6 protein-coding genes and 1 pseudogene are annotated in these 7,461 nt (G+C 69.0%); 4 read left to right on the top strand and 3 right to left on the bottom strand.

Features of this window, described 5'->3' with window-relative positions:
• From DSP71_RS14435 to DSP71_RS14425, 3 genes are all read right to left on the bottom strand, one after another.
• Window positions 1–550: thiamine pyrophosphate-binding protein (locus DSP71_RS14435; protein WP_258546459.1), on the bottom strand; the 550-nt coding region annotated here is incomplete at its 3' end.
• Window positions 551–560: 10 nt separating this feature from the next.
• The gene (locus tag DSP71_RS14430) at window positions 561–2,228 is read right to left on the bottom strand and encodes an amidohydrolase (protein WP_113681437.1); all 1,668 of its coding nucleotides are present in this window, start codon (window positions 2,226–2,228) and stop codon (window positions 561–563) included.
• Between the two features lie 52 nt (window positions 2,229–2,280).
• Window positions 2,281–3,618 (bottom strand): MFS transporter, encoded by a 1,338-nt coding sequence (locus DSP71_RS14425; protein WP_113681436.1) that lies wholly within the window; start codon window positions 3,616–3,618, stop codon window positions 2,281–2,283.
• Between the two features lie 210 nt (window positions 3,619–3,828).
• On the opposite strand from DSP71_RS14425, the gene DSP71_RS14420 reads away from it, so the two are divergent.
• The 4 genes and pseudogenes from DSP71_RS14420 to DSP71_RS14405 form a co-directional block, all read left to right on the top strand.
• Window positions 3,829–4,737 (top strand): Lrp/AsnC family transcriptional regulator, encoded by a 909-nt coding sequence (locus tag DSP71_RS14420; protein WP_227750885.1) that lies wholly within the window; start codon window positions 3,829–3,831, stop codon window positions 4,735–4,737.
• Between the two features lie 59 nt (window positions 4,738–4,796).
• Entirely contained in the window at window positions 4,797–5,306 is a 510-nt protein-coding gene (locus tag DSP71_RS14415) for a DUF3253 domain-containing protein (protein WP_058630811.1), read from the top strand.
• An 82-nt stretch (window positions 5,307–5,388) separates the two neighbouring features.
• Window positions 5,389–6,795, top strand: coding sequence for an MFS transporter (locus tag DSP71_RS14410; protein WP_113681435.1), 1,407 nt, complete (start codon window positions 5,389–5,391; stop codon window positions 6,793–6,795).
• A 49-nt stretch (window positions 6,796–6,844) separates the two neighbouring features.
• Window positions 6,845–7,461 (top strand): annotated as a pseudogene (locus DSP71_RS14405) (cation diffusion facilitator family transporter); the annotation flags it as partial.

Raw genomic sequence — 7,461 nt, 5'->3', positions numbered from 1 at the left:
GGACGTCGGCCGGAGCCTCCAGCACATCGAGCGGGATCTCGATGTGCACCGGACGAGGACGCCCGGTGCGGAACAGGGTGAACGCGTCGTGCACGGCCTCGACCGCTTCGGCGGCGCTCGTCACGCGGCGCGACCACTCTGCGATCGCGCCGACCATGGCCGTGGCATCCTTCGTCTCGTGCAGGGTGCCCACGTCGGCGAACTCCGCCCCGAGGGGCACCCCCGGCGAGAGGACGATGAGCGGACGGGACTCGCAGAACGCCGTGCCGATCGCGCTCATGGCGTTCTGCAGACCGGGGCCTGAAGTCGTGATGACCACTCCGGGGAGGCCGGTCTGCTGGGCCCACCCGTCGGCACCGTAGCCGGAGCCCTGCTCGTGACGGTTCGTCACCGCGCGGATGCCGAGGTCGGCGAGCGGGCGGTAGAGCTCGAGGTTGTGGGTGCCGGGGATGCCGAAGATCGCGGTGACCCCGTACGCGCGGATCGTCTCCAGCACGGCCCGCCCGGCGGTGTCGGCGTACTGCTCTGCCGCTGTGGTGTCGCTGCTCATCGGATCATCCTCACACTCGGTGACGACGGACGCCGTCGACCCACGTCTCGCGCACCGTGATCGCCGAGATCTCCTCGGCGGGAACGGCCAGCGGATCGCCGGAGAGCACCGCGAAGTCGGCGTACTTGCCGACTTCGAGCGACCCCAGATCGTCTTCGCGGCCGATCGACACGGCACCTTCGATCGTGTGTGCGCGCAGAGCTGCGAGCGCCGAGACGCGCAGGTCGTCCGGCCCGAGCTTGTGCCCCCGGCGCGTGACTCGGGTCACGGCCGTCTGGATGGCTTCGAGCGGGATGGGCTCGGCGACCGGGGCATCGGACGAGATCGTGAACGGCACGCCCGCGCGCTCGAACTCGCCCAGCGGGTTGAAGCGCTCGCCCGGAGTGCCGATGGCCTCCTCCACACCTTCGCCCCAGTTGAAGTAGTGCTGGGTCTGGTTGACCGGACGGATGCCGGAGGCGGCCATCCGGTCGATCTGCTCGGGAGTCGGCAGGCCGCAGTGCTCGATGCGGTGACGGGCGTCGGGATCGGGGTGCTCGGCGAGCGCGGCCTCGATCGCGGACACGACCATCTCGATCGCGGTGGGCGACTGCGCGTGTGTCGCGGTCTGCAACCCCGCGGCGTGCGCTTTGCGGATGAGCCCCTCGTACTCGGCGGGCTCGTGGTACAGCTGGCCAGTGCGGCAGGGATCGCCCACGTAGCCGTCAGGGAAGTATGCGGTCCAGCCGCCCAGCGTGCCGTCGGCGTAGAACTTGATGCCGGCGAAGCTGAGGTGCGCGTTGCCGAACTGTCCGACGAGACCCATCTCGAGCGCCTCGTCGAGCAGGTGCGACAGCAGGTACATCGACACGCGCAGTTCCAGGCGCCCGGCCTCGGCGAGGCGCAGGTACATGTCGAACTCGCGACGGGTGACCTGGGCGTCGCCGATCGAGGTCACTCCCCCGGCCAGGAACCGCTGCGTCGCCGCGTCGAGTTGGCGCAGGTGCTCCTCCGGCTCGTCCGCCAGGTGGAAGTTCGGACCGTGGTGGCCGATCTTCACCCCGTGGACGCCGGTGAGGATGTTGCAGGCCGCATCCGACAGCTCCCCGGTGAGCTCGCCGTCCGCGTCGCGGAAGAACTCTCCGCCGTCGGGGTTCGGGGTGTCCCTGTCGACATCGTTGATGGCGAGCGTGTACGAGTTCACCACACCGCCGTGACCCGAGGCGTTCATGAGGTAGACCTCGCGGTCGGCGGCGACCTCGTCGAGCTCGAACCGGGTGGGGTGGCGCTTCTCGGCGAGGTTGCGCTGCTCGTAGCCGTAGCCGCGCACCGGGCGCCCCTCGGGAAGCTCGGCGGCCGCCGCCTTCAGCAGCGCCGCGATCTCGGGGATGCTGCCCGCCTTCTCGGGGCCGCAGTCGACCCAGCTCATCATCTGCCCGAACATGAGCGGATGCGCGTGCGCGTCGACGAAGCCGGGGACGATCACGGCGTCGCCGAGATCGATGCGCTCGGGCGAGAGGCCCACCCCCTCCGCCGCCGCCTCGCACTCGGCGGGGGTACCGATCGCGAGGATGCGCCCGCGATCGGTCAACATCGCCGTCGCCGTGGTGGCGTCGTCATCCGCGGTATGGATGGCGTGCGCGGTCAGGAGGAGGGGAGCCGTCTGAGCCGAGCGGTCGAAGGGGGTGAGCTTTCTCATGGGGAACCTGTTCGCGGTCGTGGCGTACGGGAGGCGGAGGTGGCGGCGCCGGTCAGGGCAGCCGGTTCGCCGTGGTGTCCGTACGCGCGGTGAAGGAGGCGGTGACGGGAGCCTCGTCGGAGTGCTGCGGCGCGAGGCGGGTGCAGATTCCGGCGATGAGGGCCATGCCGATGAACATCGCGATCACCGACCAGATGCTGCCCGTCCAGGCGATCAGCTGCGTCGCGAACCACGGCGAGAATCCGGCCCAGACCGCTGCGCCGACACCGTAGGAGAGGGCGATCGAGGTGTAGCGGGCCTGCGGGCGGAACATCTGCGAGAGCAGGGCGGCGATCGGTGCGTAGGTGGCGCTCATCGCGATGCGCACCAGCGAGGCGAACAGGAAGATGAGCGGTTCGATGCGTCCGGGCAGGATCAGCAGGAACGGCACGAAGGTGAGCACCGAGGTGATCAGACCGATGTACATGACGTTCTTCCGCCCCCACTTGTCGCCCAGCCAGGCGACAGGGAGGGTCACGACGAACTCCACGAAGGAGGCGATCGTCATGGCATCGAGGATGACCTGCTCGCTGATCGCGACCGTGTCGCCGGTGGCATAGGCCGTGGCGAAGGTGGTGGCCAGGTAGTAACCGCCGGTCGAGATGGGCAGGATGCCGATGCCGAGCAGGATCGGGCGCCAGTTGGTGCGCAGCGCGAAGGCCAGCGGCATCGACTGCTTGCGGCCCTCGACCTTCGCCTCGAAGACCGGGGTCTCCTCGACGCGATAACGGACCCAGAAGCCGACGCCGACCAGCACGATCGACAGCAGGAACGGGATGCGCCAGCCACCGTTGATGATGAAGTCGTCGCCCATCCGGGTCATGATCGCGAAGATGCCCGATGCCAGCAGCGCGCCGGCCGGGTTGCCGAGCTGCGTGAAGCCGCCGTAGAAGGTCTTCGACTTCTCGGGGGCGTGCTCGACGCTCATGAGCACCGCGCCACCCCACTCGCCGCCGACCGCGAGGCCCTGCACCGCACGGAGCAGGATCAGGAGGATCGGGGCGAGGATGCCGATGTTCTCGTAGGTGGGCAGGCAGCCCACGAGCACCGTGGCCGCGCCCATCATCAGCAGCGTGATGACAAGCGACGTGCGTCGGCCGAGCTTGTCGCCGATGTGACCGAAGATGATGCCACCGAGGGGCCGGACGAGGAAGGCGACCGCGAAGGTCGCGAAGGCGGCTGCGGTCTCGGCCAGCCGGTCTCCGCTCGGGAAGAACAGTGGACCGAAGACGAGCGCCGCGGCGGTGGCGTAGACGTAGAAGTCGTACCACTCGATGGTGGTACCGACGAAGGCGGCGATGCCGGCGCGGCGCGCCCGGCTGTGGGTGCCGCTGGTGGGGGTAGTGGTCATGGGGGTGCCCGCTCCTTTGCGGAAGATGTCGGATAGCGAAGGATGCTACGGAGGTGCGGGCCCGTCAGCAAGGGCAGAACTCCAGCGATAACGGGGATTCACTGGATATATGATCGCGCATCTGTGCAATGCGCGCCTTCCCGACGGCGATCACCTCTCCTACACTGAACTTACGCACGGCGAAGCGTGCGATCGCAGGAAACTGACGAAATGGGCGGAACCATGGATTTCGACGCCGAACTCATCCGCGCGCTGCAGGAAGACGGCCGGGCGAGCATCCTCTCCCTCGCCGAGCGGCTCGGGCAGTCCAGAGCCGCTGTCGCCGCGCGACTGCGCACGATGCTCGCCGACCGCACCGTGCGTGTCGTCGCCGCCGTCGACCCCGTGTTCCTCGGCCAGCACGTCCTCGCCCACGTCTCGATCCGCACCGATGGATCGGTCGAGCTCGTGGCGGAGCACCTGCGCGACATGAGCGAGACCGTGCTGGTGTCGGCGGTCGGCGGCGCGCACGACGTGGTCACCGAAGTGCGCGTGGGGTCGATGTCGGAGCTGCACGACCTGCTGGCCCTGATCCGAGCGATCGACGGGGTGCTCGACATCAGCACGATCATCTATTCGACCGTGATCAAGGGCTTCTTCGTGTCGGAGTATCACGGCGGCGTCACCCTCGACGCGATCGACGAGGCGCTGATCGAGCAGCTGCAGGCCGACGGGCGCAAGAGCTTCCGCGCGCTCGGCGAAGAGGTGCGCCTCTCCCCCTCGGCCGTCGCGACCAGGGTGCAGCGGCTGATCGATGCCGGCGTGATCAAGATCAGCGCGGTCGAGGCGCGCGGACTCGCGCACCGGCAGTTGTCGATGGGGGTGGGCATGACCCTCGGAGACGACGACGACGCCGTGATCGACGAGCTGCGTCGCGGCCGTGGGGTGGACTTCGCCGCGCGCACGCTCGGCCGCTTCGACGCGGTCGCCACTCTGGTCGAGCCTTCGGCCGGCGCGCTCTACGCCAGCCTGGAACGCCTGCGTGCGCTGCCCGGAGTGACGCGCATCGAGGCCTGGCTGCACCTCGCCGTGCTGAAGGAGGACTACGCCCGCACGCTGCGTCCACTGCGGACGGACTGAGGCGCGGCCCCTGCGTCAAGGGGATGGAGGACGCGGCCCGACAGGGGCAGGCTGCCCGCATGAGCAGCGAGGAGTCTTCCGCGACGGAGTCCGGTCCCGAGCGCACAGCGGACGGGCACCACATCGTCGTGAACGGGCGACGCTGGCGTGCGAGCGATCCGTCGATCCCCGACACGCTGCGACAGGAACTGGTGGATGAGCTCATGGCCGCGCGGCGAGCGGTGAAGACCTCGGACGACGATGCCCGTCGCCGGGTGCACGACGCCAAGACCGCACTCGGCGAGCGCGGAGCCCCATGGTGGGAGGACCCAGAGCCGGAAGCCGCGGACGATCGGATCGCCGCCACCATCCGAACCCTCACCCGCAAGCGCTCGGAGTCATCGATCTGTCCGAGCGACGTGGCCCGCGCCATCGGCGGGGAGTCCTGGCGTTCACGGATGCCCGACGTCCGACGCGTGGCCGCGGCCCTGGCGGAGAGCGGAGAGATCGTCGTGACGCAGAAGGGGGAGGCCGTCCGGATCGACGAGGCCCGTGGTCCGGTCCGCATCCGCCGCGGGCCGGCCCTCTGACGAGCCCCACCACCACGTTTCCGCGCCGCACCGCGCGGCGCGCCGTCACCAGGCGTTCACCCGGCACCGCCAGACTTCGAGAATGAGCGAAACCGAGGGGCACAGCGCCGTGCCCGAGCCCGTGGCGACTGCGAACAGCGGCGCCGTGGCCGTCGTCGGCCTGGACCTGCGCGGCGAGACGCCCGCCCCGAAGAAGCAGGTCTACTCGTGGGCGCTGTGGGACTGGGCGACGCAGCCGTTCAACATCGTCATCCTCACGTTCGTGTTCACGGCGCTCTATCTCGTGGGCGAGGGCTTCCTCCCGCCCGAGGTCGCGTCGCTCGACGTGGACGATCCGGTCCGGCTCGCCGCGGAGGCAGACCTCGCGTCCGGTCTCGGTCTGGGCTCGACGATCGCGGCCTTCGGCATCCTGCTGCTCGCGCCCGTCCTCGGCCAACGCGCGGATGCGGCGGGGCGTCAGAAGCTCTGGCTCGGGATCGGCACCGGCGCGCTGATCCTGTGCATGCTCGGCCTCTGGTTCGTCGAGCCGATGCCGAGCCTGTTCTGGCTGGGCGTCGCCCTGATCTCGGCCGCGACGGTGTTCCAGGAGATCGCGGCGGTGAACTCCAATGCGATGCTCATCGGCATCGCGAACCCGAAGAACGTCGGTCGCATCTCCGGCCTCGGCTGGGGCTTCGGCTACCTCGGCGGCATCATCGCGCTCGTGATCGTGGTCGTGCTCGACACCTTCGACTGGTTCGGCATGTCGACCGACAACGGGCTGGCCTACCGGCTGATCGCCGTCGGATGCGCCGTCTGGGCGATCATCTTCAGCATCCCGATCTTCCTGAACGTGCCGGAGCCGTCACTCGGCCGTCCGGAGCGCAAGGTCGGCTTCTTCGCCTCGTATCCGCTGCTGGTGAAGGACGTCGCAGGTCTCTACCGCAACGAGGAGACGCGGCCCACCTTCTGGTATCTGCTGGCGAGCGCGGTCTTCCGTGACGGGCTGGGAGGCGTCTTCGCGTTCGGCGCCATCATCGGCACCGCGGTGTTCAAGTTCGGCGCGCAGGACATCATCATCTTCGGCATCGCCGCGAACCTGATCGCCGGCATCTCGACCATCGCCGCCGGCCGGCTGGACGACCGGCTCGGACCGAAGCGGATCATCCTCGCCTCGATCGGGTCGATGATCGTCGCGGGTCTCGCCGTGTTCTTCCTCCGTGACGCCGGCGTGATGGTGTTCTGGGTCGGCGGTCTGATCCTGTGCGCCTTCGTGGGCCCCGCCCAGGCTGCCGCCCGATCCTTCCTCGCCAGAGTGACGCCGGCCGGACGCGAGGGCGAGATCTTTGGTCTCTACGCCACGACCGGGCGCGCGGCGAGCTGGATGGCGTCAGGCGCCTGGACCGTGCTGATCGTGCTGACGAGCCAGACCGCCTACGGAATCCTGGGCATCGTGGTCGTGCTGATCGCCGGCTTCCTGCTCCTGCTCCCCGTCAAGGCTCCACGCTGAGAGAGTCCTGCGGAGACTGTGAGCCACGGGGCGGGAGTAGCCTGACCGCGTGACTGTGATCCTCGCCTTCCTGGCCAACATCCTCGTCGCGATCGCGAAGACCGTCGCCGCGATCATCACCTCGTCGGCGTCGATGGTGGCCGAGGCGGCGCACTCGTGGGCGGACGCGGGGAACGAGGTGTTCCTCCTCATCGCCGACCGCCGCGGGGCGAAGGCCAAGGATGCGCGGCATCCGCTCGGCTACGGTCGCAACGCCTTCGTGTGGTCGCTGATCGCTGCATTCGGGATCTTCACCGCCGGTTCGATCGTGTCGATCATGCACGGCATTCAGGAACTGTCCGACACCGGCCCTGTCGAGAGCCCGACCGTGGCGTACATCGTGCTGGGTGTCTCGTTCGTGCTCGAGGGCGCATCGTTCACGCAGGCGATGGTGAAATCCCGCCGCCTCGCGAAGGAGCGCGGCTCGTCGACCTGGGACTTCGTGCTGGAGACGAGCGACACCACACTGCGCGCCGTGTTCTTCGAGGACTCCGCCGCACTCATCGGACTCGTGCTCGCCGGCGGCGCGATCCTCCTCCACCAGATCACGGGCGTCGCCGCCTGGGATGCCATCGGCTCGATCCTCGTCGGCGTCCTGCTCGGGGTGGTGGCGATCATCCTGATCCG

The sequence above is a fragment of the Microbacterium sp. H6 genome (genome assembly GCF_003314775.1).
Classification (GTDB): Bacteria; Actinomycetota; Actinomycetes; order Actinomycetales; family Microbacteriaceae; genus Microbacterium; species Microbacterium oxydans.
The sequence above is the reverse complement of the archived record's forward strand: the minus strand, read 5'-3'. Positions and strand labels throughout refer to the sequence as shown.

Excerpts from the sequence above, each read along its gene's own strand:
- DSP71_RS14430 (WP_113681437.1), bottom strand. The coding sequence starts at position 2,228 with ATGAGAAAGCTCACCCCCTTCGACCGCTCGGCTCAGACGGCTCCCCTC.
- DSP71_RS14425 (WP_113681436.1), bottom strand. The coding sequence starts at position 3,618 with ATGACCACTACCCCCACCAGCGGCACCCACAGCCGGGCGCGCCGCGCC.
- DSP71_RS14420 (WP_227750885.1), top strand. The coding sequence starts at position 3,829 with ATGGGCGGAACCATGGATTTCGACGCCGAACTCATCCGCGCGCTGCAG.
- DSP71_RS14415 (WP_058630811.1), top strand. The coding sequence starts at position 4,797 with ATGAGCAGCGAGGAGTCTTCCGCGACGGAGTCCGGTCCCGAGCGCACA.
- DSP71_RS14410 (WP_113681435.1), top strand. The coding sequence starts at position 5,389 with ATGAGCGAAACCGAGGGGCACAGCGCCGTGCCCGAGCCCGTGGCGACT.